Raw genomic sequence first — 22538 nt, forward strand, 5'->3', positions numbered from 1 at the left:
GGAATATCCGTGGCTGAAGGACGTGTCCAGCGTGATCCTGCAACAAGCCCTGCGCGATCAAAAAGCGGCCTTCGACAACTTCTTCAATCCGACGCTCAAGGCGCGATATCCGCGCTTCAAGGCCAAGGATGGCCGGCAATCCATCCGACTGACCAAGGCTGCCTTCCGCTACCGGGACGGCGAGATCACTATCGCCAAAACGAAAACACCGCTACCGATCCGCTGGAGCCGGCCACTGCCCGGCGCCCCGTCCAGCGTGACGATTTCACGCGACCGTGCAGGCCGCTACTTCATCAGCTGCCTGTGCGAATTCACGCCCAAGCCGTTGCCGGCCACGTCCCGTACCGTGGGTATTGATCTGGGGCTGACCGACCTGTTCATCACCAGCCAAGGGCAGAAATCCGGCAACCCACGCTATCTCAAACGGTATGCCGCCAAACTGGCCTACCTGCAACGCCGGCTGGCGAAAAAACAAAAAGGCTCGAACAACCGCCACAAAATGCGCCTCAAGGTGGCGTGTCTGCACGCCAAAATCGCGGACTGCCGCCGCGACGCCATGCACAAGGCGACTCGAACGCTGGTCAACGAAAACCAAGTGATCTGCGTCGAGACGTTGAACATTGTCGGCATGCTCAAAAACAGAACACTGGCCAAAGCCATCAGCGATGCCGGGTGGGGCGAGTTCCTGCGCCAGCTGGCCTACAAGGCCGACTGGGCGGGCCGCCAGCTCATTCAGGTCAGCCAATGGCTGCCCAGCAGCAAGACGTGCCACGAGTGTGGCCACCGGATTGAAAGACTGCCGCTATCGCAGCGCCACTGGCACTGTGATGGCTGCGGCCAAGCCATTGACCGCGATATCAACGCGGCCAGGAATATCGAAACCGCCGGACGGGCGGGGGTAGCCTGTGGAGCGACTGGATCGGGGGCTGTGGCCTAATCGTCACGGTCTAGTGAAGGCGTGTTGAAGCAGGAAGGTTCTCGGGGTGACCCAGGAACCCTCGCCCAAAGCGCAGTGCGCGGCGGGCGGGGAGTGTCAGAGCACGCTCAGGCCTACCACGGCAAAGGTCGCTGCGGTCAGGCCCAGGCCCAGTAACAGCGCCAAGCCGTCCCGGGCCACCAGCCCCAGCCCCAGCAGCGTTAGCGCAAGCCCTGCGCCGTTGGCGCTGAAGGGGATGAACTCCATCGGCGGCATGGCCAGCGCAATGGCGATGCCCGTAAGCGCGGTAAGCCGGCTGCCCCAGTAGCCGGTGAGCCACGGCAGGCGCACGCGCAGCAGCCGGTCTACCCAGCCGGCAGGCTTTTTCAGATACGCCAGCGCCTTGTCGAGCTTGTCCCGGGAGATGCTGCGCCTGAGCAGCCAGCCGGGCAGCCAAAAGCGCCGCCGCCCGGCCAAAAGCTGCCCGGCGGTGAGCAGCACCAAAAGCGCCATGAGGGTGGGCATACCGGGAATATCGCCGATCAGCGGGGCCAGCGTAATCAGCCCGGCAACGAGCAGCATGGGCCCGAAGGAGCGCCGGTCGATGGCGGTTAAAATGTCTTCTACGCTGACCCTGGGGTGGCGGCGTTCAATGCGCTCCAAAAGCGCCAGCAGCTGGGTCAGGCTCGCGGTGGGCGGAACGTTTTCAGGCGCCAGCGTGCGATCGGCGGGAGCATCCGACATCAGCGCGGCTCCGTTTCGAGCTTGGCGCGAATAAAGTCGCCGTGGCTGACGTATAAAAGCCCTGCCAGCCGGCGAATACGGTGCTCTTCCTGAGGGTCGATCGTGCCGTCGACCCAGGCCATCTGCCACATCAGTTTGACCAGCTCAAAGCGCTGAACCTGATCGTAATGGCGGCTGATCAGGCGCACAAAGCGGTAATGATCAACCGATTCATCGGTGGTTTTTTCGGCCAGCGCCATAAGCTCATCGACGTCGGCGGCCTTTACGGAAAGCCTTGAGACCAGCATGGTGCGCAACGCCTCGCGTTCGCTGGCGCTTGTGTCAAAGTCGGCGCGCATGATCTCGCACAGCAGCGCCGCACAGGCCAACTCCAGGGTAAGCGCAGGATTCTGGCTGCGTTCGGGCGCGGCCAGTGCGCGCTGAAAAAACCGGGTGACAGCGTCCAGCATGTAGGGCTCCCGTTTATCGACGTATAGCATCACAAGTACACAGTGTCGCCTGTGACCGCGCGCGCCGGCCAAAGTTGCAGCGTCTACGTTTCTATCCGACGCTGCCCGGCTCGCCTTTGTCTCTTTTTCTATCTTCTTTCTACTTTTGACTCGTCAACGAGGCCGCCCATGGACACTTCGCTCTGGTTTATCATCGCTGCCGCTATGCTGACTGCCGTTATGACCGGGGTCGGTGCGCTGCCCTTTTTGTTCGTCAAAAGCCTGGGGGCGCGTACCATGGGCTGGTCCAACGCCGCCGCGGCCGGTTTGATGCTGGCCGCAAGCCACAGCCTGATCGCCGAGGGGGTCGCCCTTGATATTACCCTGACGTTTGCCGGCGTGCTGCTCGGGCTGGGCGCGATCGTCGTGTCGGACAAGCTGCTGTCCAACAAAGGCGAGGTTGAAATAGCAGAGCTCAGCGGCGCTAACGCGACCAAGGCGCTGATGATTCTGGGCATCATGACCGCCCACTCTTTTGCAGAGGGCGTGGGCGTAGGCGTTTCCTTTGCGGGCAGCGACGGGCTTGGCGCTTTCATCACTACCGCCATTGCCTTTCACAACGTGCCGGAAGGTTTGGCCATTGCGCTGATTATGGTCCCGCGCGGCACTCCGGCCTGGAAAGCCGGCCTATGGGCCATCTTCACCAGCCTGCCGCAGCCGCTGATGGCGCCGCCCGCTTTTCTCTTTGTGGAAACCTTCCGGCCGCTGCTGCCGGTCGGGCTCGGGGTTGCCGCCGGGGCGATGGTCTGGATGGTCTTTTCGGAGCTGTTTCCGGAAGCGTTAAAGCGCGTCAGCCATAGCTCGGCTGCCACGGTGGCCACCCTGGGGTTTGCCGCTATGATGGCCTTCCAGATGCTCGTACTCGCCTAGCAAAGAAAACGCCCCGCCGATGCAGCGCGGGGCGTGGTGCGGCCGGGCCTTTACCGGGCGCCGGCTTAGCGGTGCGCTTACATGGCCGCGCGGAAAATCGCGGCCACTTCCTCATCGTTTAGCCGGCGCGGGTTGGTCGCCGCGCATACGTCTTGCTGCGCGTGCTTGACCATGGTGTCGATGTCTTTTTCCTGCACGCCCAGCTCGCTGAGCGTGCGGGGAATGCCCACGTCGCTGGACAGACAGCGGATGGCGTCTATCGCCTGCTTGGCGGCGTCGCGCACCGCCAGCCCCTCGATGTTTTCCCCCAGGGCCTGGGCAATGTCGGCGTAGCGCTCCTGCGCGGCCATCAGGTTGACCTCGCAAACGTGGGGCAGCAGCAGCGCGTTGCACACGCCGTGAGGCAGATCATACATGCCGCCCAGCTGGTGGGACATGGCATGCACGTGGCCAAGGCTTGCGTTGTTGAACGCCATCCCGGCCAGATACTGCGCATACGCCATGCGATCGCGCGCTTCCAGGTTATCTCCGCGCGCCACGGCCACGCGCAGGTAGCGCGAAATCAGCTGCATCGCCTGCAGCGCGCACGCATCGGTAATCGGGTTGGCCGCTGTGGAGACATAGGCCTCTATCGCATGGGTCAGCGCATCCATGCCGGTCGCAGCCGTCAGCGAAGGCGGCATATCCACCATCATCGATGGATCGTTGATCGCCAAATCCGGCGTAACGCGCCAGTCAACGATGGCCATTTTCACGTGGTTGGACGTATTGGTGATGATGGTAAAGCGCGTCAGCTCACTGGCCGTGCCCGCCGTGGTGTTGATCGCGATAAAAGGCGGCAGGCCAGCGGCCGACTGATCAAGCCCTTCATAGTCGGCGATGGCGCCGCCGTTGGCCACGACCAGGCCGATGCCCTTGCAGCAGTCATGGGAGCTGCCGCCGCCCAGTGAAATCAGCATGTCGCACTGGGCGCGCTGATAGACGTCTACGCCCTGCTCGACGTTTTCGTCGGTGGGGTTGGGGACGGCGTCATCGAAAATTTCGTAGGCAATGCTCGCCTGCTCAAGCAGATCGGTGACCTGTTTGGTGTACCCAAGCCGGGTCATGCCCTTGTCGGTCACGATCAGGGGCTTTTTCCCGTTCAGAGACGTTACGCGCTCGGCAAGCTCCGAAAGGACGTTGGCTCCGAACAACGATACAGAAGGCATGAAAAAACCAGCAGTTTGACTCATGTTCCATTCCTCGCTATAGGCCGCAGCCCAGAGAAGCCGCTGCGGCTTGGGTTTGTCCACCGATGATAACCCGGTTACCACAGACGGTGCTTGACGCATGGCAACAAAGCACAGCAAGACAGGCCATACGGTGTGGCAAAAGGCCGCACTCTCAGGGTTTAAGGCGGTAGCCGGTGCGAAAGATCCACGCCACGGTGGCCAGACACAGGCACAAAAACAGCGCAATCACCGCAACGCTGGCGCCGACGCTTACGTCGCTGATGCCGTAAAAGCTCCAGCGAAAGCCGCTGACCAGATACACCACCGGATTGAACAGCGTCACGCCCTGCCAAAACGGCGGCAGCATATCGACGGAATAAAAGGTGCCGCCGAGAAACGTCAGCGGGGTAATCACCAAAAGCGGCACCAGCTGGAGCTTTTCAAACCCGTCGGCCCAGATGCCGATAATAAAGCCAAGCATGCTGAAGGTTACCGCGGTGAGCACCAGAAACAGCAGCATCCACAGGGGGTGCTCGATGCGCAGCGGCACAAAAAAGTTGGCCGTGACCAGAATGATCAGCCCCAGCAGTATCGATTTCGACGCCGCCGCGCCCACATAGCCGATGACGATTTCCAGATACGAAATCGGCGCGGACAAAAGCTCATAGATGCTGCCGGAGAACTTGGGAAAAAAGATGCCGAACGAGGCGTTGGACACGCTCTGGGTCAGCAGCATCAGCATGATTAGCCCGGGCACGATAAAGGCGCCGTAGCTCACCCCTGCCACCTCGGAAATGCGCGAGCCGATGGCTGCGCCAAACACCACAAAGTACAGCGAGGTGGAGATCACCGGCGAGACAATGCTTTGCAGCAGCGTGCGGCGCACCCGGGAAATTTCGGCTTTGTAGATGGCGCGAACGGGATAGAAATTCATGCCGGCTCCTCGATCAGGTCAACAAAGATATCCTCCAGCGAACTTTGCCGGGTGTGCAAATCCTTGACGCGGATATCAGCGGTTTTCAGTGCGCTCAACAGCGCGGCGATGCCGGGCTCCCCCTCTTCTCTGGCCGCGCCGTCGTAGGTGTAAACAAGCGAGGCGCCGTCGTCGGCCAGGCGCAGGGCAAACGGTGCCAGCGCATCGGGCACGCGCTCAAGCGGGGTGTGCAGCTGCAGGGTGAGCTGTTTGCGACCAAGCTTTTGAATCAGCGCGGCCTTTTCTTCCACCAGCACTACTTCACCGTGGTTGATCACGCCGATACGATCGGCCATTTCCTCGGCTTCCTCGATGTAGTGGGTGGTGAGAATAACGGTCACGCCGTCGTCGCGCAGCCGGCGCACCACGTTCCACATCTCCCGGCGCAGGGCAACATCGACCCCGGCGGTGGGTTCGTCAAGAAACAATACCCGAGGTTCGTGAGACAGCGCCTTGGCAATGAGCACCCGGCGCTTCATGCCGCCGGACAGCGTCATCAGGCGGTTGTTGCGCTTGTCCCACAGGGCCAGCGCGCGCAGCACCTTTTCGATATGCGCCGGATTTGGCGGGCAGCCGAACAGCCCGCGGCTAAAGCTCACCGTGTTCCACACCGTTTCAAAGGCTTCGTTGGTCAGCTCCTGGGGCACCAGGCCAATGCGCGAGCGCGCGGCCCGGTAGTCGCGGATGATGTCGTAGCCGGCCACGCGGATCTCTCCGCTGCTGGGGGAGACAAGCCCGCAGATAATGCTGATCAGCGTGGTTTTGCCCGCACCGTTGGGGCCGAGCAGAGCAAATATTTCGCCGCGCTGGATCTCAAGATCCACGCGCTTTAGCGCCTTAAAGCCGCCCTCGTAGGTCTTGCCCACGCCGTCAATACGGATAATGGGATCGTTCACCGCGCGCTCCTTGCCAACGTGTAAGGTCGTCTAGGTTAGCACGCCTGGCAGAGCACGCGGCACACCGCGATCTGGCCCCGGCCTGGCCGCTGTACCTTCGCACCCGGCCGCCCCGCAGAAGGGCGGGCCCTTGGCCAGGCTTGAATAGCGCTGCCTTTTCAGCGTGAGACCGCTTTCCTATGTACGTCATCTGTATTAGCATTTTTCAATACCTGCAGAGCGTGCGCCATGCACGCGTTTTTTTCGTCCATTCATTGCATAAAGCCTGGAAACAGCATGTCTGATAAAAGCCCTCCCGCCGGTCCGCTGATGCGCGGCCCCTATCCGGAACTCACGCCCCATGCCGTCATCGTGGGGTATTTTCTGGGTATTATTCTGGCCGTTTCCATTGGCTATGCGTCCTTGAAGCTGGGCTTTTCCATTGAAGGCTCAGAGCTTGCCGCGATTTTGGGTTTTGGCATCCTGCGCGGCATGCTGCGCCGCCGCTCGATTGTGGAAAACAACGTGGTGCAAACCGTGGCCTCGGGGGTCAACGGGGCCTCGTCCGGCATGATGTTTTCCGTGCCGGCCATTTTCATTCTGGGTTACGGCACCGAGTTTAACCCTTACGTTCTCACGTTCGGCGCCATCGCCGGGGCCTTTTTGGGCATCGCCTTTATCATTCCCCTGCGTAAACAGATGATCGACTACGAACGCCTGACCTACCCCGGCGGGGTGGCAGTGGCGTCGATTTTGAAATCCCCCGGCGCCGGCATCCGCAAGGCATCGCTGCTGGTGGGGGCGATGCTGCTTTCCGGTGTAGTACACATCGTCTCGCTGGTTTCAGGCGTGGAGTACTGGCCGCTGTTTGAACAGCTCGGGCTACCGGCGTATCTCAACGGCACCTGGTATCTATCGCTGATGACCGTCGCCGTTGCCTTTATCGCCGGACGCGGCGGGCTTGCGTTTATCATCGGCGGTTTTGTGTGCTATTGGGTTTTAGCCCCGCTGCTGGCGCTCACCCATGCGTTTCCCGTCATTGACGGGGTCACCATCACCGACCCTGACGCGCTGCGCCTGATACTTTTCCGGCCTACCGGGATCGGCATGCTGATCGGCGGCGCCGTTGTAGGCGTGTTCTTTGCCCTGCCGCTTATTACCTCGGCGATCAAATCGATGCAGTCATCGGCCAAGAGCAACGCAGCGCTAAGCCGTGACGAAATGCCCATCAAGCTGCTTTACTTTGCGGTGATAGGGGCGGCCATTTTGCTCGGCGTAATGGCGGTCACCTCGGCCAGGGAAGTGGGTCTGCTGCGCGGCGTCACCATGGCCGCGCTGGGTACTGTGTGGATCTGGATGGCAGGGATTATCCTGTCGGAATCCATTGGCCGCACCAACTGGTCACCGCTTTCGGGAATTACCCTGATTGCCGTAACCCTGCTGATCATGGTGACCCAGATGTTTGGCGGCATGAGCACCGGCCCGGCGATCATCGCCGCAATTACCGTCGGCGCTGCGACATGCGTGGCGATGAGCCAGGCCACCGACCTGATGCTGGATTTGAAAACCGGCTACCTGGTCGGGGCGACCCCGCGCCAGCAGCAACTGGGCCAGTTCATGGGGGCGTGGCTTGGCCCTATTGTCGTGATCATTTTGATTTTCATGCTGCACAAGGCCTTCGGCCTCGGCGGCAAGGAGTTTCCCGCGCCGCAGGGGCAGGCGCTGGCTTCCATGATTGAAGGCATTACCGGCGGCGATGTGCCGTCCGCAAAATACATGGCAGGAGCGCTGCTGGGCGGTCTGCTTTCCCTGCTGCAAACCGGCCTGGGCATTACCGTCGGCCTGGGTTTTTATCTGCCCTTCAGCATTGTTTTAACCTACGCCGTTGGCACCCTGGTGCGAGAAATCGTCGACCGTACCAAAGGCAAAAAGTGGGCAGAAGATAAAGGCATTCCGATTGCCGCCGGCCTTATCGTGGGCGAAGCCCTGGTCGGTGTGGGCAACGCCGTTTACGTTATAGCCGCCGCCTAAAAGGAAGATATGATGAAAAACGTAGCCTTTGTTTTTGTGATTCTGGCCTTTTTAGGCGGTGCTTTTCTTACCTCGCTTGATGCCGAAAAGGTTGACTGGCTTTTTTTCCTGCCCATCGTCACGCTTGGCTTTATAGGGGCGTTCTTTTATATCAGAGCGTCCAACAAAGCCGCGATTCACGGCGACACGCTGAAAAACAACCAGGCGGTGATGGCCACCTCGCTGCATCGTATCGTGGCGAATCTCGACGCCCTGGAAGGTCGCAAGGACAGCATCCCGACCTATGAAATGCGCTTTGAAATTGATCGTGTATTTCGCGATGACTTGATGCGCTTTGCCGATGCCCGTAACAGCATGAAACACCTTTTCGGCATTCAATGTTTTGCCGACATCATGAGCTCCTTTGCCGCCGGCGAGCGCTATATCAACCGCATCTGGTCGGCCTCGACCGATGGCTATATAGACGAGGTGTTATTGTACATCTCGAAAGCCAACGCCCAGTTCAAACATGCCCAAGAGGTCTTCGATGCTGCCCAAAGGCAGGTGAATTCTTGAGCTCGTCGAGCCAAAAGCGCCGGGAAGGCGACGCGGCGTAGGCGGCCATACGCAAGGGCGGCTGCCGGCGCCGCGAGCCCGCCGGCAGCCCAGCGGTTTATCCGCCGGCAAGCCACAAACAGGTGACCGCATCGCCCTTTGCCACCGTGGCATCGGGCGGTACATCCACCAGCACATCAGCGTCTACGCAGGACGACAGCACCCCGGAGTTCTGGTCGGCAAAAGCTGTCGCCACCGGGCCCTGGGGGGTGAACGCCAGCGCGGCGCGCATATAGTGGCGGCGCGGGCCGGTACGGGTGGCAAAGTCGGCGGTGGCGGTCATCGCCGGCAGCGTGGCAAGCGCGGCGCAGCCGGTCAGCGCGCCCATCAGCGGGCGCAAGAAAAGCCAGGCGCCGACAAAGCTTGACACCGGATTACCGGGCAGCCCCACAAAGCGCGCCTCGCCGCCCTCTTTGGCCTCGCCGCCGTGCTTGGGTAAACGCCCCAGGGCCAGCGGTTTGCCCGGGCGAATGGCCAGCCGCCAGAGATCCAGCCGGCCCAGGCGCTCCAGGGCGTTTTTAACGTGATCTTCCTCGCCTACGCTAACCCCGCCGGTGCTGACCACCACGTCGGCCACCTCGGCGGCCTCACGGATGATCGCTCGGGTCTGGCCAACGTCGTCAGGCACGTTCACCCGGCGGACCACCTCGGCGCCGAAGCTTTCCAACAGACGCGTCAGCATGGGGCGGTTGCTGTTGTAGAGCTGCCCCGGCCCCAGCGGCGTGCCGGGGTCGATCACTTCATCGCCGGTGGATAAAAGCGCCACCTTCGGCCGGCGGCGCACCGCAACCTCGACGATACCCTGCCCGGCCAGGTGCCCCAACGCGGCGGCGTTGAGCCGGGTACCGGCGGCCAGCAGCTCTTGGCCGTAGGCCACGTCTCGGCCGCGCCGGCGGATGCTGTCGCCGGCGCTCAGCCCGTCGGGGAACACGGCATGGTCGCCGTCGCGCTCAACGCGCTCTTGCATCACCACGCAGTCTGCCCCCGGGGGCAGAGGCGCGCCGGTAAAAATCCGCGCGCAGCTGCCGGGCAAAAGCGCCTCGGGGGCGCTGCCGGCGGCTATGCGCTGGCTCACCGGCAGCCGCTTGCCGGCGTCTGCGGCGCGCAGGGCGTAGCCGTCCATGGCGCTGTTATCAAACGCCGGCACGTCAAGACGCGCAATTTGCGCATCGGCCAGCACGCGCCCGCCGGCCTGCTCCAGCGCCAGCCGCTCGCCGGCCAGCGGAGTGACGCCTTCCAGCAGCGCGCCCAGCGCCTGCTCTACGCTGCCCGGCTCGGCAGAAAAGTGCGAACAGGTATGCTCAGCCATGCTGCCCCCGCCCCGGGATCACCAGGCTGGCAAAGTTGCACGGCTTGTGGCGGCTGTCGAGCTGCTCGGCAAGGATGCCGTCCCAGCCGGTGCAACAGGCACCGGTAGAGCCGGGCAAGCAGAAAATGACGCAGCCGTTGGCAAGCCCGCCGAACGCGCGGCTTTGCACCGTGGAGCTGCCGATTTCATCGCCGCTGAGCTGGCGAAAGCGCTCGCCGAAGCCCTGCACTTCCTTGTCCAGCAGCACCGTCACCGCTTCAGGGGTGGAGTCACGGCCGGTAAAGCCGGTGCCGCCGGTGGTCAGCACTACCTGAACGTCAGGATCAGCGATCCAGCCGGCGACGATGGCGCGAATGCAATAGACGTCGTCTTTGACAATGCGCTTGGCCACCACCTGATGGCCGGCGGCGGTGGCCCGTTCGACAAGCGTCCGGCCGCTTTTATCGGTATCCTCGGTGCGGGTGTCAGAAATCGTCAGCACGGCAACGTTCAGCGGTACCGGCGCCTCGCTCATGGGCTCGTTCATCGGCTAGGCCTCCTGCTTTTGTGCCTGGCGCGCCTCGAAGGCGGCCAGCTGTTCGGGGGTGGCTTTTTGCTGGTAGCGGGCTTTCCACTCGCTATACGGCATGCCGTAGACATACGCTCGGGCGGCGTCGTAGTCGAGCGCCTCGCCGCGCTGCTCGGCCTCGGCCACCAGCCACTTGGCCAGGCAGTTGCGACAGAAGTCCGCCAGGTTCATCAGCTCGATGTTTTGCACTTCCTTGTGCGCGTCGAGGTGGCGCAACAGACGGCGAAAGGCCGCGGCTTCAAGCTCGGTACGGGTTGAAGGGTCCAGCGCTTGCATGAAAAATCTCTTCTAACGGGCCGCTTGAAAAGCAGCGTAAATGACGGTGGAACAACGCGTCCGGCCAGCTTAACAAAATGCACGCCGGCGGCCAGGGCCGGCATGGCCGTGCCGATCGCCGGAAACACTGACCGATCGGTCAACAAACGGGCTGGACAAAGCACCAGCCGCAACGCCATCATTCCCATACTCGACCGGTTGACTCAGGTATAGCACGCCCCGCCGCACAGCCAAAAACGCCGGCGGCGGGCCACGGAGACCCGCATGATTTCCCCCCATGATCTTACAGGGCTGATTCTCGCCGGCGGCCAGGGGCGCCGCATGGGCGGGCGCGACAAGGGCCTGGAGCGGCTGGCCGGACGGCCGCTGGTAGCACACGTCAGCGAGCGCTTTGCCGGCCGGGTCAGCGAGCTTTTGATCAGCGCGAACCGTCACCCCCGGTGCTACGCGCGCTACGCAGATCGCGTACTGGCCGATCAGCATCCCGGCTATCCCGGCCCGCTTGCGGGGCTCTACGTCGGGCTCTGCGCGGCGCGAACGCCCTGGCTTGTGGTGGCACCGTGCGATACGCCGGCGCTGCCCGACGACATCGCCGCGCGCCTGATCCATGGCCTGGGCGAGGCCGACATCGCCGTGGCCCACGACGGCCAGCGCGCGCACCCGGTAGTGGCGCTGCTGCGTACCGATCTTAGCGAGGCGCTGGGCCAGGCGCTTGACGCCGGCGAGCGCTCGGTCAGCGGATTTTACGCCGGCCACCGCGTGCGCTACGTAGCGATGGCCGACAGCGCCGCCGGGCTTGTCAACGTCAATACGCCGGCGGATAAAACACGCCTTGAAGCCACACGGGCCGAGGAGGCCTTATGAGCGCATCGTCATCCCCTTGTACCACCGAGCCGCTGTCCTGCTTTGCACTGGATGATCAGCTGCTCAACGTAGATCAGGCCCGTCGCACCCTGCTGACGCTGGTCGAAACGCCGCTTTGCCACGAACGCGTGGCACTGCCCAACGCCCACGGCCGGCGGCTGGCGGAGCGCATTATCGCGCCGATCGACGTGCCGCAAAATACCAACGCCGCCATGGACGGCATCGCCCTTGCCTGGCAGCCCGGCCAATCCCGCTGGCCGCTTGTCGGCCGGGCGCTGGCCGGGGTGCCCTTTCGGGCGACGCTATCTGCCGGTGAGTGCATAACCATTGCCACCGGCGCGCCGCTGCCGGCCGGCGCCGATACCGTGATTATGCGCGAACAGCTGACCCAGCACGACGATGACGTCGTGGTCAGCACTCCTGAGCGCGTGCGCACCGGGCAGAACGTACGCAGGGCCGGTGAAGACATTGCCCGGGGCAGCGTAGCGCTTGACGCCGGCGAGCGGCTCGATGCCGCAAGGCTCGGCTTTGCCGCCTCTCTGGGCGTTGACGAGGTGACCGTGTATCGCCGTCCTCGGGTGGCGGTTTTCTCTACCGGAAGCGAAGTCACCGCCCCGGGCGAGGCCCTGCCGGAGGCGGGCATTTTTGATGCCAACCGCTTTACCATCAGCGGGCTTTTACGCGAGCACGGCGCCGAAGTGGTTGATCTGGGCATTCTGCCCGACTGCCCGGCCACCATCCGCCAGGCCCTTGATCAGGCCGCCAAAAAGGCCGATCTGGTGCTGACCAGCGGCGGGGTTTCCATGGGCCAGGCCGACTACACCCGCGAAGCCCTGGGGGCGCTGGGCAAGCTGGCCTTCTGGCGCGTCGCCATGCGCCCGGGCAAACCGCTGGCCTGCGGCTGGCTGGGCGAGGCGCGCACGCCGTTTGTCGGCCTGCCGGGCAACCCGGTGGCCGCCATGGTCGCCTTTTTACAGTTTGTCGCACCGCTGCTCGGCCGGCTTCACGATCAACCCGATCCCACGCCCCGGCGGCTAACCGCCGCGGCGGATGAAGCGCTGAGCGGGCGCGAAGGCCGCTGCGACTTTATCCGCGGGGTGTACAGCGTAAGCGCCGGCGGGCAGCTGACGGTGCGCAGCACCGGCGCTCAAGGCTCCGGTATACTGGCGTCAATGGTAGATGCCAACTGCCTGATTGAACTACCCGACACCTGCGCGGCGGTATCGCCGGGCGAGACCGTCACGATTCAGCCGCTGAGGAGAGATTCGTCAACTACCTCTCCCTGAAGGGAGAGGCTTGTGAAAACAGGCCCGGTTGACCAGGGAGAGCGGGCAACATGGCCACTACGTTGATAGCAGGTCGTCAAGACTCACCGCCGAATGCTTCCTCAGTTCGGCGCTCTGAAAGGTCGGGATCATGCGGGCGCAAGGTAAAACGCCGAAGGTCTTGACCGCTGCCGCCAGGCAGGAGCCGGTTATCGACATTCCCGAGGGGAGACGGATCGAACGATCCGCGACACAAGGCCCGTAAGGGCATGAACACGGGAGGAAATCGCCATGGCGGTTTTCGTATGGGATAAACACAAGCAGCCGTTGATGCCGTGCAGCGAAAAGCGTGCCCGATTGCTGCTGGAACGCGGTCGCGCCGTAGTACACAAACGCTACCCGTTCACGATCCGGCTCAAGGATCGGGTAGGCGGCGACACGCAACCGCTTCGCCTGGGCATTGACCCCGGCAGCAAGACCACGGGGCTGGCGCTGATGCGTGAATCGGACGGTGAGCAGCGCCATGTGCTGTGTCTGTTCGAGCTTTTGCATCGCGGCTTCCAGATCAAAAAGGCGCTGGAGCAGCGCGCCGCGTTTCGGCGCCGCCGCCGCTCGGCCCATCTGCGCTACCGGGCGCCACGGTTTAACAACCGCACGCGCAAAGCCGGCTGGCTGCCACCATCGTTGCAGCATCGTGTCGATACCGTCACGGCCTGGGGGGAACGGCTGCGCAGGCTCGCCCCCATCACCGCGCTGGATCAGGAGTTGGTGCGCTTTGATACCCAGCGGCTCGACAATCCGGAGATAAGCGGCGTCGAGTACCAGCAAGGCACGCTGCTCGGTTACGAGGTGCGGGAGTATCTGCTGGAAAAGTGGGGGCGGGCATGTGCCTACTGCGGCGCCACCGAGACGCCGTTGGAAGTCGAGCATGTTGAACCACGCAGCCGGGGCGGTTCCAACCGCATCAGCAATTTGACGCTGAGTTGCCGCGCCTGCAACCAGGCGAAGGATACGTTGCCGCTGGCGGACTTTTTCGCCACCGACAAGGGCTTGAAGAAGCGCCTCAAGGCCACCGGTATGTCGGCAAGCGCGCAGCTTGAACGCGTACAGCGCCAGCTCAAGCAGCCGCTACGCGATGCCAGTGCAGTCAATGCGACCCGCTGGGCGCTGTTTAATGCCCTCAAGGCCACCGGCTTGCCGGTGACGGTCGGCACGGGTGGCCGTACCAAATACAACCGCCAGCGGCTCGGCATCCCCAAGACCCACGCCCTGGACGCCGCCTGCGTCGGCCCAATGGACGCCTTGCACCATTGGCAGGTGCCGACGCTGACGATCAAGGCCACCGGACGCGGCAGTTATCAGCGCACTCGGCTGACCCGGCACGGCTTTCCGCGTGGCTACCTGATGAGACAAAAACAGGTTAAGGGCTTTCAGACCGGCGACATGGTGAAAGCCATCGTGCCCGCCGGCAGGAAAGCCGGCACGCATACGGGCCGTGTGGCCGTGCGCAAAACCGACCGCTTCAACATCCAGACGCAACAGGGGGCAGTGCAAGGCATTTCGTACCAATACTGCACCCTGATTCAGCGCGGTGATGGCTACGGCTACCACCTCACACCATCCATCAACCACAAGGGAGGAGCGGGACAGGCGGTAGCGTAATCCGGGTCGCCCTGCGGGCGACGCGCTATCCCTCCCGGCACTCGAAGTACCGGGTATCCCGCGCAAGTTCTGATGACGCGCGATCCACAACCAACGCAACGGCCACACCGTTCACAGCGGCCGCCCCAGCAGCAGCTGATCGACAGCTTCGGCCGGCGGGTCAACTATGTGCGCATGTCGGTCACCGACCGCTGCGACTTTCGCTGCGTGTACTGCATGAGCGAAGACATGACGTTTCTGCCCCGGGCCCAGGTGCTGACGCTGGAAGAAATGGGCATGATTGCCCGGGCCTTCACCGAGCTTGGGGTGGAAAAAATCCGCCTGACCGGCGGCGAGCCGCTGGTACGCGGCGGCATTACCCAGCTGGTGGACCACATCGGCGCGCTGCCCGGGCTTGATGATTTCACCATGACCACCAACGGCGCCAGCCTGCCCAAGCACGCCGAGGCGCTCTATGCCGGCGGGCTGCGCCGGCTCAACATCAGCCTGGACTCGCTGGACGCCGAGCGCTTCAAGCGCCTGACCCGCACCGGCAACCTTGACAAGGTCATCGAGGGCATCCGCGCGGCCAAAGCGGCCGGCTTTGCGCGCATCAAGCTCAACGCGGTGATTCTCAAAGGGCGCAACGAAGACGAAGTGCTGGACCTGGTGGAATTTGCCCGGAATGAGGGGCTGGATATCAGCTTTATCGAGGAAATGCCGCTGGGCGATGTCTCCGATCATTCCCGGGCAGAAACCTACTGCTCCAGCGACGATGTGCAAAAGCGCATCGAGGCGCGCTATCCGTTGATTCCCACCACCGAGGCCACGCCGGGGCCGTCGCGCTATTTCCGCATGGCGGACAGCGACTCGCGCATCGGCTTTATTTCACCGCACAGCCACAACTTCTGCTCCACCTGCAACCGCGTGCGGGTCACGGTGGAAGGCCGGCTGCTGCTGTGCCTGGGCAACGAGCATTCGGTGGACCTGCGCGCGGTGCTGCGCCGCTACCCGGGCGACATGGACGCGCTGAAAACCGCCATTATCAATGCCATGCCGCTCAAGCCCGAGCGCCACCACTTCACGACCGACGGGGACGTACAGGTGGTGCGCTTTATGAACATGACCGGTGGTTGACGTTCTCCCCTGCCTGCGCGCTTGGCGTCTCACAAAGCGGTTTTACGTCGCCGCCCCGCGCCACCGGGCTTCAAGCTCATCTACCGGCAGCGGGCGGTCGAACAGGTATCCCTGATAGGCGTAGCAGCGCCGCGCATAAAGCCATTGGCGCTGCTCGTCGGTTTCCACGCCTTCGGCAATCACGGCAAGCCCCAGGCTATGCGCCAGCGCGATGGTACTTGCCACAATGGCGCTGTTGGCCTCGCTTTGCGGCAGGTCACGAACAAAGCCCTGATCAATTTTCAGCTGATCCAGCGGCAGGTAGGCCAAATAGGCCAGCGACGAATAACCGGTGCCGAAGTCGTCCAGCGAGAACTGCACGCCCTGCTCGCGCAGGTGCTGCATTTTCTCGCGCGTTTCGTTGCGAGCATCGACAAACAGCGTCTCGGTCACTTCCAGCTTAAGCTTCGCTGCCGGCGCGCCGGTGCGCTGCAACACGGCTTTTACCCGAGGCACGAAATCGTCTTCGGTAAACTGCACGGGGCTGATGTTGACGGCGATCTCCCAGTCCGCGGTGCGCGCATCACGCTGCCATGCCACCAGCTGCCGGCAGGCGGCTTCCAGCACCCAGATGCCGACTTCGTTGATCATCCGCGTGCTTTCCAAAAGCGGGATAAACGCACCCGGAGAGACCATGCCGCGCTCAGGATGCGACCAGCGCAGCAGCGCCTCCACGCCGGTGAGCTCGCCGTTTTCGTCAACCTGCGGCTGGTAAAACAAGCGCCACTCGTCGTTTTCCTGCGCCCGGCGCAGGTCGGTTTCCAGCTGCGCCCGGCTGACCAGCTCGGCCTGCATCTTCGGGTTGAAAAAGGCCAGCGTGTTGCGCCCGGCTGCCTTGGCCTGAAACAGCGCTATGTCGGCCTGCTGCAGGCAGGACTCCGCGCCGGATTCGCTGCCGTCGAGCGTGGCGATGCCGATGCTGCCGGTGATCATGACCGTGCCGGTATCCAGCACCACCGGCATACTGATGGCGTTGAGCAGCCTGTGCGTTATACGCTCGGCCTGCTGCGCCGCCGCTGCGGGATCGGCATCCAGCGCGCGAAGCAGCACGGCAAACTCGTCCCCGCCCAGCCGGGCCAGCGTGTCGGCGTCGGCAAGCGTGCGCTTGAGCTCGCGGGCAATGTGCTGCAGCAGCTGGTCGCCAGCGTAGTGGCCCAGGGTATCGTTGATCTGTTTGAAATTGTCCAGATCGACAAACAGCAGCGCATCGTGGGTCGAGCTGCGCCGGGTGTCTGCCAGGCTTTCGCTCAGGCGATCAAGAAGCAGGCGGCGGTTGGCAAGCCCTGTCAGCGGGTCGTAAAACGCCAGCCGCTGAATTTCGCGTTCGGCGGCTTTGCGCTCGGTAATGTCACTTAGCGTGGCGACGTAGTGCGTCAGCTCACCGCGGTCGTCGTGCACCGCACTCAGGGTCAGCCATTCCGGATAGACGTCGCCGCCTTTGCGCCGGTTCCAGATCTCGCCTTCCCAGCAGCCATAGCGGTTCACGCTGCGCCAAAGCGATTGATAAAAGGCGGCGTCGTGGCGCCCGGAACTGAGCACGCGGGGATTTTTGCCCAGCACGTCTTCTTCTGCGTAGCCGGTAATGTGGGAAAACGTTTCGTTGACCTTGAGAATATGGCCCTGGGCGTCGGCGATCATCATGCCCATATGGGTATGAAAGGCGGTAGCGGCAATACGCAGATCGGCCTCGTTGGCCCTTGTCTGGGTGACGTCGCGCACCGTCACCATAACGCCGCTGAAGTGCCCGTCGCCGGTGGCCAGCGGGCTCAGTATCGCCTGAAAGTAGTGCGGCTGCCCCTCCCGCCAGGTTTCGTAGTCGAAATCGATCGCCTGGCCGCTGCGTCTGACATCTTCAAAGATCCGGCAAAACTGCCGGCTGGCAGGCTCAGGCAGCGTCTGTGCGTAGCGCGCGCCCAGCTTTGACTGCGCCGGGTGCAGCAGCGCTTGCCCCTGCGGGACGTGAACGTAAGTAATACGGCCCTCGGCGTCGAGCACAAAGATCATGTCCTGGATCGAGCACACCAGCGCTTCCAGACGCGCCTCACGCATCTGCGCCTGGGCGCGCGCGGCTTCGCGCTCGCCGATACGCTCGGCCAGCTGGCGATCAAGCTGCAGGCGGCCAAGGTAGTGGCACACCACCCAAAAGCCCAGCAGGGCCACGGCGCCGGCAATCAGCACCAGCGACCACAGACGCTGCGTCCAGCCGGCCAGCACCACGTCAATGCGGTCACCGACTATCACCGTGTACGGCAGATCGGACAGCTTTTCCAGCCGGTACAGCCGCTCGACGCCGTCCAGAGGCGATACCAGCCGCATTGAGGCGGAGCGCGCATCGCCTTGCAAAAAAGCGGCCAGGGTGTCGCTGTCGGTCAGTGCGTTAAGCCCGCCTGCGCTGTCGATGCTGGGGCGGCGAGCCAGCAGCTGCTGGCGGTCGTCGATCAGGGCCACGCTTTCGCCGTCGCGCATGGCGAGACGCTCCAGAGGGCTGTCAAACACCCGGGGCGTAAGCCGGGCGGTTACCAGCCCGGCAAAATCGCCGGCGGCATCGCGCAGCCGTCGCGTGTAGGCAATATAGTAATTCTGCGTAAAGGCCGACCAGTACAGCGGGCTTGTGTGCTGGTCCCGCGCCGGATCGTTGATAAACGTCCGATAGTAGGCCATCCCACTCAGATCAAAGCCGGGCGGGTGGTAGCCGGCCGAACTGGCGCGCACCCGGCCTTGCACGTCAATGACCGCAAGCTCGTCGATCAGCGGCAGCATATCCCGGCGCGCGGCCAGCGCATCCGCCAGCGCGTAGGGGGTGTGCAGCACAGCGTCAAACGGCGGCGCAAGCAGCGGCGCGACCCCCGTCAGCGCCTGATCGCTCAGAGCGAAGGTGGTGTTGACCCACTGGGCAATCAGATCCGCACGGGTGGCGTTATGCCCGTCGGCGGTTTCAAGCTCGCGCTGATACTGGTCGTAAAGCAGCCAGGAAAAGACCGCCAGCATCACCGCCAGCGCCACGCCGTAAAAAATAAACGCGCGGCAGCGAAGACGCCGGCACGTGCGCTCAGTGATGTCGTAAGGAATGCGGGAAGCGTCGGTCATGGCGCAAGCAGATCTCTGTCGTCGTCGCGGCTGCCACGGTAGCACGACGAGTCAGGCAGAGCCGTTATCTGTCTACTCGCAATGCCGCCTGCATTGCCGATTGCTGCTACATTACCAGTTACTATATCAGTTGCTATGCCAGCTACTATGACATAGTTATGACAGCTAACGCAGCATCGTACAAGGTGCGTCCATGCAGTAAGCCCTGCTGGCGATACACACCCGCTGCGGCCGCGCAGCAAAGGGGCCGCGGCCGGCGTCGAGCGGTGGCGCAGGGGCATGGCGTTGACAGGCCGATACAATGCCGCTAGCGTTAGCTTAAAGCAAATGAGAATCAATATAAAAGGCACCCCGGTCATGAACAGCGAAGCCCGCCAGCTGCGTCAGACACTGATCTTTCTACGCACCTCGTTCGAGGCGATACAGCATTCCATTGCCGGCCGCCTGGACGATCCGCTGCCGTGCTGGCTGGACGCCAGCCTGCTTGCCATGCTGTCAAGAGAGCTTGACCGCTGCCAGCAGCAGGCTGAACCGCTGTGTGCCGATTCCGGCCGGCAGCTCAGCGTCGCCGCGGAGCACTGTGATCGATTGCTAAAGCAGTGCCCCGGCGTGCTCAGCAGCACCCTGTGCCATCGCCAGCTGGCCGCGATTTTGCTGCCGCTGGGCCATGCCGTGGCCTGCCTGGAACGGCCGACAAAAAAGCGCCGCTGGCCCTGGCAGCGGCGCTGAATCCGTCGGCGCGCCGCATACAGCGGCCGCTAGAACGTTTCCCAATCGTCGTCGTCGCTTGCCTGTGACGTATCACGGCCGGCCGGCGCGGGCGCGGCTGCAGGCGCCGCTGCCGGCCGCGATGGCGCCAGTGCCGGCTGCTCGGTCTGGTGGTCCAGCTTGAAAAAAGCCACCGCATCGGCCAGCTCGCCGGCCTGGGACTCCATGGAAGCCGAGGCGTTGGCCGTTTGCTCCACAAGCGCTGCGTTTTGCTGGGTTACCTCGTCCATCTGATTGATGGCGGTGCTCATCTGATCAATCGCGGATGTTTGCTCGTCAGAGGCGCGGCTGACCTCTTCCATCAGGCTGGATACCTTGCCGATGTTGCCAACGATCTGCTCCATGGACTCGCCCACGGCCTCGACCAGAACGCTGCCCTCCTTGACCACGTCGCCGTTTTCCACAATCAGCTGCTGTATTTCCTTGGCCGCATCGGCCGAGCGCTGAGCCAGGCTGCGCACTTCCTGGGCGACAACGGCAAAGCCGCGCCCCTGCTCACCGGCGCGGGCCGCCTCTACCGAGGCGTTCAAGGCCAGAATGTTGGTCTGAAAGGCGATGCCGTCGATCAGCTTGACGATGCCGCTGATTTTATCCGAGCTCTGCGTAAGCTCGTGCATTTTGCCCACGGCCTTTTCCACCTTTTCGCCGCCGTCGCTGGCCGACTGGCTCGCCGTGTGCGCCAGCTGGTTGGCCTCGCTGGTATGGCGGGTGTTGTTTTTCACCGTAGCGGCCACTTCTTCCATGCTTGCCGCGGTTTGCTGAAGGCTTGAGGCCTGCTCTTCGGTGCGCTGTGACAGGTCCACGTTGCCCGTGGAAATCTGCCCGGACGCCGTGGAGATCGAGTCGGCGGATACCTGGATGCGCCCGATCAGCTCGCTGAGCTTATGCTGCATGGCCGCAAGCTCTCGCATCATGTCGCCGATTTCATCGCGCGTGGTGCTGGCAATGGTGTTGCTCAAATCGCCCTGCGCCATGGCGTGGAAGTGGCCCTTGACCAGCGCCAGCGGGCGAATAATGCGCCGAACCAGCAAAGTGCCCAGCACAGCGCTGATGATCGCAGCCGCAATCAGCGCAGCGATCATCAGGTTGCGCATAAACGCCACTCGGTCTTCGGCGTTTTCGTAGGCGCTTTTGGCCTGCTCTTCTTCCTCGTCAATCAGCGCTTTCAGCGTTGCGCTCATCCTGTGGTAGGCCGGCAGCGCCTCGGTAAAGGCCGTCTCGTTGGCCCGGTCATACTCGCCTGCCAGGTACAGCGGCATAATCGGGTTGATCGCCGACAGCAGCGCTTTGTACTGCCTGCGAAACTGCTCCACCGTTGCCGCGCTGTTCACGCCGAGGATGCCATCGCGCAGGTTCGTCCAGGCTTTGTCCAGCGCCGACATGTCGGAGACGATGTTGTCCATGTGCTGCTGGACTTCATGGTCGTGCAGATCGCTCACGGCCAGCGCCGGATCGTGCTGCCCGGCCAGCGTCAGCTCCAGCACCATGTCCTTGGCATAGTCGTTCAGCGAGGTGATCTGCTGCGTGGACCGCAGGCTATCCTGATAGAGCTTGTCCACGGCACGGCTGGATGCCGCCATGCCGACAAACCCCATAGCGCCAATAAGCAACATCAGCGACAGCATCAAGCCAATCATGGCAACGAGGTAGGACTTGATAGTCAAACGCATTGTGTCTCCTTTTAGCGACGCAGGTCCGTCTGGCAACGCAGGTACGTCGGCAGGCATGTAGATACGTCATTATTATACCTGAATTGTCGCCCCAATTTAGCGCCGCGGCTGACCTGTATCAAAAGATTCAAGGATATTCCCCGATGCCATAACGCCGGCGCCCTTGCAACACGCCGCCGGCTTGCCCGGACAGCAGCGTCGCGGGCAAAATGCTCGTTTCATGTCACAACGGTGTCGGCCGGCGCCGTGCGGCGCTTACGGCCAAAGCCGGGGAGGTGGAAGTGTTATTGTCAGTAACCAGCCTGCTGGTGTCGCTCGGCCTGGTCATTGCCGCGGCATCGAGCGGTGCCAGATTTCGCCCCGACGACTGGTATCGTCAGCTGAAAAAACCCGCCTGGACCCCGCCGAATCTGGCCTTTCCCATCGCCTGGGGCGTGCTGTATCTGCTCATGGCGCTTGCTGCCTGGCGGGTGTTCATGGCCGAGCCTTCGGCGTGGCGCACGGCAGGGCTTGTCGCCTATGCGCTGCAGCTGGCCGCCAACGCCGCCTGGTCGTGGCTGTTTTTCGGCCGCCGGCAGATACTGCTGGGGCTGGCGGACATTGCCCTGCTGCTGGGCCTGATTGTGGTGACCACCGCCCTGTTCTCCCACGTCAGCGCCCTTGCCGGCTGGCTGATGGCCCCGTATCTTCTCTGGGTTATGCTGGCGCTGGCGCTTAACGCCAGCGTTTGGCGGCGTAACCGCGGCGCCTAACGGCGATCGCTTCGGGACAACACAAAGAGGATGCACGCATGGAAACCCTGCCGCTTGCCGAGATATTGGCACTCGTTTCGCTCACGCTGGGGCTGACAGCAGCGGCTATTTTTTCCGGCATCGCCCTTTCCCGGCGGCGCAAGCAGGCCGCTGACAGCTCGCCGCCGGCTCCCAAAAGCGCAGCCGGCGAGCCGGCGTCACCCCACGCGGAAGCGCAAAAGCCGGCAGAGCGACGGCAAAACCCCCGCCAGCATTCGCTTTTTTTGATTTTTACACAGCCCGGCCGCGCCACCGATCAGCGCCTGATCGACTGGCTGAAAGAAAAAAACGCCACCTACGACCCGCTGACCCAGGTATTTCACATCAAGGGCAATCACCCGGCCAACCCCGTTAAGTGCCTGATCCAAAATATTCGTGCATAATGGGTGCCCAAATTTCTGACAAAAAGCGGACAGAATAA

At 63.0% G+C, this 22538-nt stretch carries 21 protein-coding genes; 11 read left to right on the top strand and 10 right to left on the bottom strand.

Annotated features, from left to right (window positions below):
* On the top strand, positions 1-937 hold a 937-nt coding region (locus tag ABD654_RS01035; protein WP_344701412.1), incomplete at its 5' end, for an RNA-guided endonuclease InsQ/TnpB family protein.
* Positions 938-1033: 96 nt separating this feature from the next.
* On the opposite strand, the gene ABD654_RS01040 is transcribed toward ABD654_RS01035, so the two are convergent.
* Positions 1034-1660, bottom strand: coding sequence for an exopolysaccharide biosynthesis protein (locus ABD654_RS01040; RefSeq protein WP_344701414.1), 627 nt, complete (start codon positions 1658-1660; stop codon positions 1034-1036).
* On the bottom strand, positions 1660-2109 hold the full coding sequence (locus ABD654_RS01045) for a tellurite resistance TerB family protein (RefSeq protein WP_344701416.1): 450 nt from the start codon (positions 2107-2109) through the stop codon (positions 1660-1662). The genes ABD654_RS01040 and ABD654_RS01045 overlap by 1 nt, the downstream gene beginning before the upstream one ends.
* A 168-nt stretch (positions 2110-2277) precedes the next feature.
* Here ABD654_RS01045 and ABD654_RS01050 point away from each other — a divergent pair, with 168 nt between their 5' ends.
* The gene (locus tag ABD654_RS01050) at positions 2278-3018 is read left to right on the top strand and encodes a ZIP family metal transporter (protein ID WP_344701418.1); all 741 of its coding nucleotides are present in this window, start codon (positions 2278-2280) and stop codon (positions 3016-3018) included.
* A gap of 77 nt (positions 3019-3095) precedes the next feature.
* On the opposite strand, the gene ABD654_RS01055 is transcribed toward ABD654_RS01050, so the two are convergent.
* The 3 genes from ABD654_RS01055 to ABD654_RS01065 all read right to left on the bottom strand — a co-directional run bounded on the left by ABD654_RS01055 (position 3096) and on the right by ABD654_RS01065 (position 6098).
* Positions 3096-4250 carry an iron-containing alcohol dehydrogenase gene (locus ABD654_RS01055; RefSeq protein WP_344701420.1) on the bottom strand — a complete coding sequence of 385 codons (1155 nt, stop codon included), beginning with the start codon at positions 4248-4250 and terminating at the stop codon, positions 3096-3098.
* Between the two features lie 151 nt (positions 4251-4401).
* Positions 4402-5163, bottom strand: coding sequence for an ABC transporter permease (locus ABD654_RS01060; protein ID WP_344701422.1), 762 nt, complete (start codon positions 5161-5163; stop codon positions 4402-4404).
* The gene (locus ABD654_RS01065; RefSeq protein WP_344701424.1) at positions 5160-6098 is read right to left on the bottom strand and encodes an ABC transporter ATP-binding protein; all 939 of its coding nucleotides are present in this window, start codon (positions 6096-6098) and stop codon (positions 5160-5162) included. The genes ABD654_RS01060 and ABD654_RS01065 overlap by 4 nt, the downstream gene beginning before the upstream one ends.
* A 276-nt stretch (positions 6099-6374) precedes the next feature.
* Between ABD654_RS01065 and ABD654_RS01070 the strand changes: the two genes are divergently transcribed.
* Together ABD654_RS01070 and ABD654_RS01075 are read left to right on the top strand one after the other, a co-directional pair.
* Positions 6375-8108 (top strand): OPT family oligopeptide transporter, encoded by a 1734-nt coding sequence (locus ABD654_RS01070; protein ID WP_344701426.1) that lies wholly within the window; start codon positions 6375-6377, stop codon positions 8106-8108.
* A 36-nt stretch (positions 8109-8144) separates the two neighbouring features.
* Positions 8145-8663 (top strand): hypothetical protein, encoded by a 519-nt coding sequence (locus tag ABD654_RS01075; protein WP_344701428.1) that lies wholly within the window; start codon positions 8145-8147, stop codon positions 8661-8663.
* Positions 8664-8760: 97 nt separating this feature from the next.
* On the opposite strand, the gene ABD654_RS01080 is transcribed toward ABD654_RS01075, so the two are convergent.
* The 3 genes from ABD654_RS01080 to ABD654_RS01090 are packed head-to-tail and all read right to left on the bottom strand — an operon-like array spanning position 8761 to position 10855.
* Positions 8761-10011, bottom strand: coding sequence for a molybdopterin molybdotransferase MoeA (locus ABD654_RS01080; RefSeq protein WP_344701430.1), 1251 nt, complete (start codon positions 10009-10011; stop codon positions 8761-8763).
* Positions 10004-10525, bottom strand: coding sequence for a molybdenum cofactor biosynthesis protein B (moaB, locus tag ABD654_RS01085; protein ID WP_344701451.1), 522 nt, complete (start codon positions 10523-10525; stop codon positions 10004-10006). The genes ABD654_RS01080 and moaB overlap by 8 nt, the downstream gene beginning before the upstream one ends.
* Before the next feature lie 15 nt (positions 10526-10540).
* Complete coding sequence (locus ABD654_RS01090) at positions 10541-10855, bottom strand: DUF1244 domain-containing protein (protein ID WP_344701432.1); 315 nt, start codon at positions 10853-10855, stop codon at positions 10541-10543.
* A 264-nt stretch (positions 10856-11119) separates the two neighbouring features.
* Here ABD654_RS01090 and mobA point away from each other — a divergent pair, with 264 nt between their 5' ends.
* The 4 genes from mobA to moaA all read left to right on the top strand — a co-directional run bounded on the left by mobA (position 11120) and on the right by moaA (position 15762).
* Positions 11120-11719, top strand: a complete 600-nt coding sequence (gene mobA / locus ABD654_RS01095) for a molybdenum cofactor guanylyltransferase MobA (protein WP_344701435.1) — start codon at positions 11120-11122, stop codon at positions 11717-11719.
* Entirely contained in the window at positions 11716-13005 is a 1290-nt protein-coding gene (gene moeA / locus ABD654_RS01100) for a molybdopterin molybdotransferase MoeA (protein ID WP_344701437.1), read from the top strand. Before mobA ends, moeA begins: the two co-directional genes overlap by 4 nt.
* 309 nt (positions 13006-13314) lie before the next feature.
* The gene (gene iscB / locus ABD654_RS01105; protein ID WP_344701453.1) at positions 13315-14646 is read left to right on the top strand and encodes an RNA-guided endonuclease IscB; all 1332 of its coding nucleotides are present in this window, start codon (positions 13315-13317) and stop codon (positions 14644-14646) included.
* A 72-nt stretch (positions 14647-14718) separates the two neighbouring features.
* Complete coding sequence (gene moaA / locus ABD654_RS01110; RefSeq protein WP_344701439.1) at positions 14719-15762, top strand: GTP 3',8-cyclase MoaA; 1044 nt, start codon at positions 14719-14721, stop codon at positions 15760-15762.
* A 42-nt stretch (positions 15763-15804) separates the two neighbouring features.
* On the opposite strand, the gene ABD654_RS01115 is transcribed toward moaA, so the two are convergent.
* Positions 15805-18888, bottom strand: a complete 3084-nt coding sequence (locus tag ABD654_RS01115; RefSeq protein WP_344701441.1) for a bifunctional diguanylate cyclase/phosphodiesterase — start codon at positions 18886-18888, stop codon at positions 15805-15807.
* 357 nt (positions 18889-19245) lie between these two features.
* Here ABD654_RS01115 and ABD654_RS01120 point away from each other — a divergent pair, with 357 nt between their 5' ends.
* Positions 19246-19617 carry a hypothetical protein gene (locus ABD654_RS01120; protein WP_344701443.1) on the top strand — a complete coding sequence of 124 codons (372 nt, stop codon included), beginning with the start codon at positions 19246-19248 and terminating at the stop codon, positions 19615-19617.
* Between the two features lie 29 nt (positions 19618-19646).
* Here the strand turns inward: ABD654_RS01120 and ABD654_RS01125 are convergent, their stop codons facing one another.
* Complete coding sequence (locus ABD654_RS01125; RefSeq protein WP_344701445.1) at positions 19647-21326, bottom strand: methyl-accepting chemotaxis protein; 1680 nt, start codon at positions 21324-21326, stop codon at positions 19647-19649.
* 209 nt (positions 21327-21535) lie between these two features.
* On the opposite strand from ABD654_RS01125, the gene ABD654_RS01130 reads away from it, so the two are divergent.
* Positions 21536-22078 (top strand): TspO/MBR family protein, encoded by a 543-nt coding sequence (locus ABD654_RS01130; protein ID WP_344701447.1) that lies wholly within the window; start codon positions 21536-21538, stop codon positions 22076-22078.
* Positions 22079-22116: 38 nt separating this feature from the next.
* Positions 22117-22500, top strand: coding sequence for a hypothetical protein (locus tag ABD654_RS01135; RefSeq protein WP_344701449.1), 384 nt, complete (start codon positions 22117-22119; stop codon positions 22498-22500).
* Positions 22501-22538: the final 38 nt, after the last annotated feature.

The sequence above is a fragment of the Halomonas cibimaris genome (assembly GCF_039537045.1).
Classification (GTDB): Bacteria; Pseudomonadota; Gammaproteobacteria; order Pseudomonadales; family Halomonadaceae; genus Vreelandella; species Vreelandella cibimaris.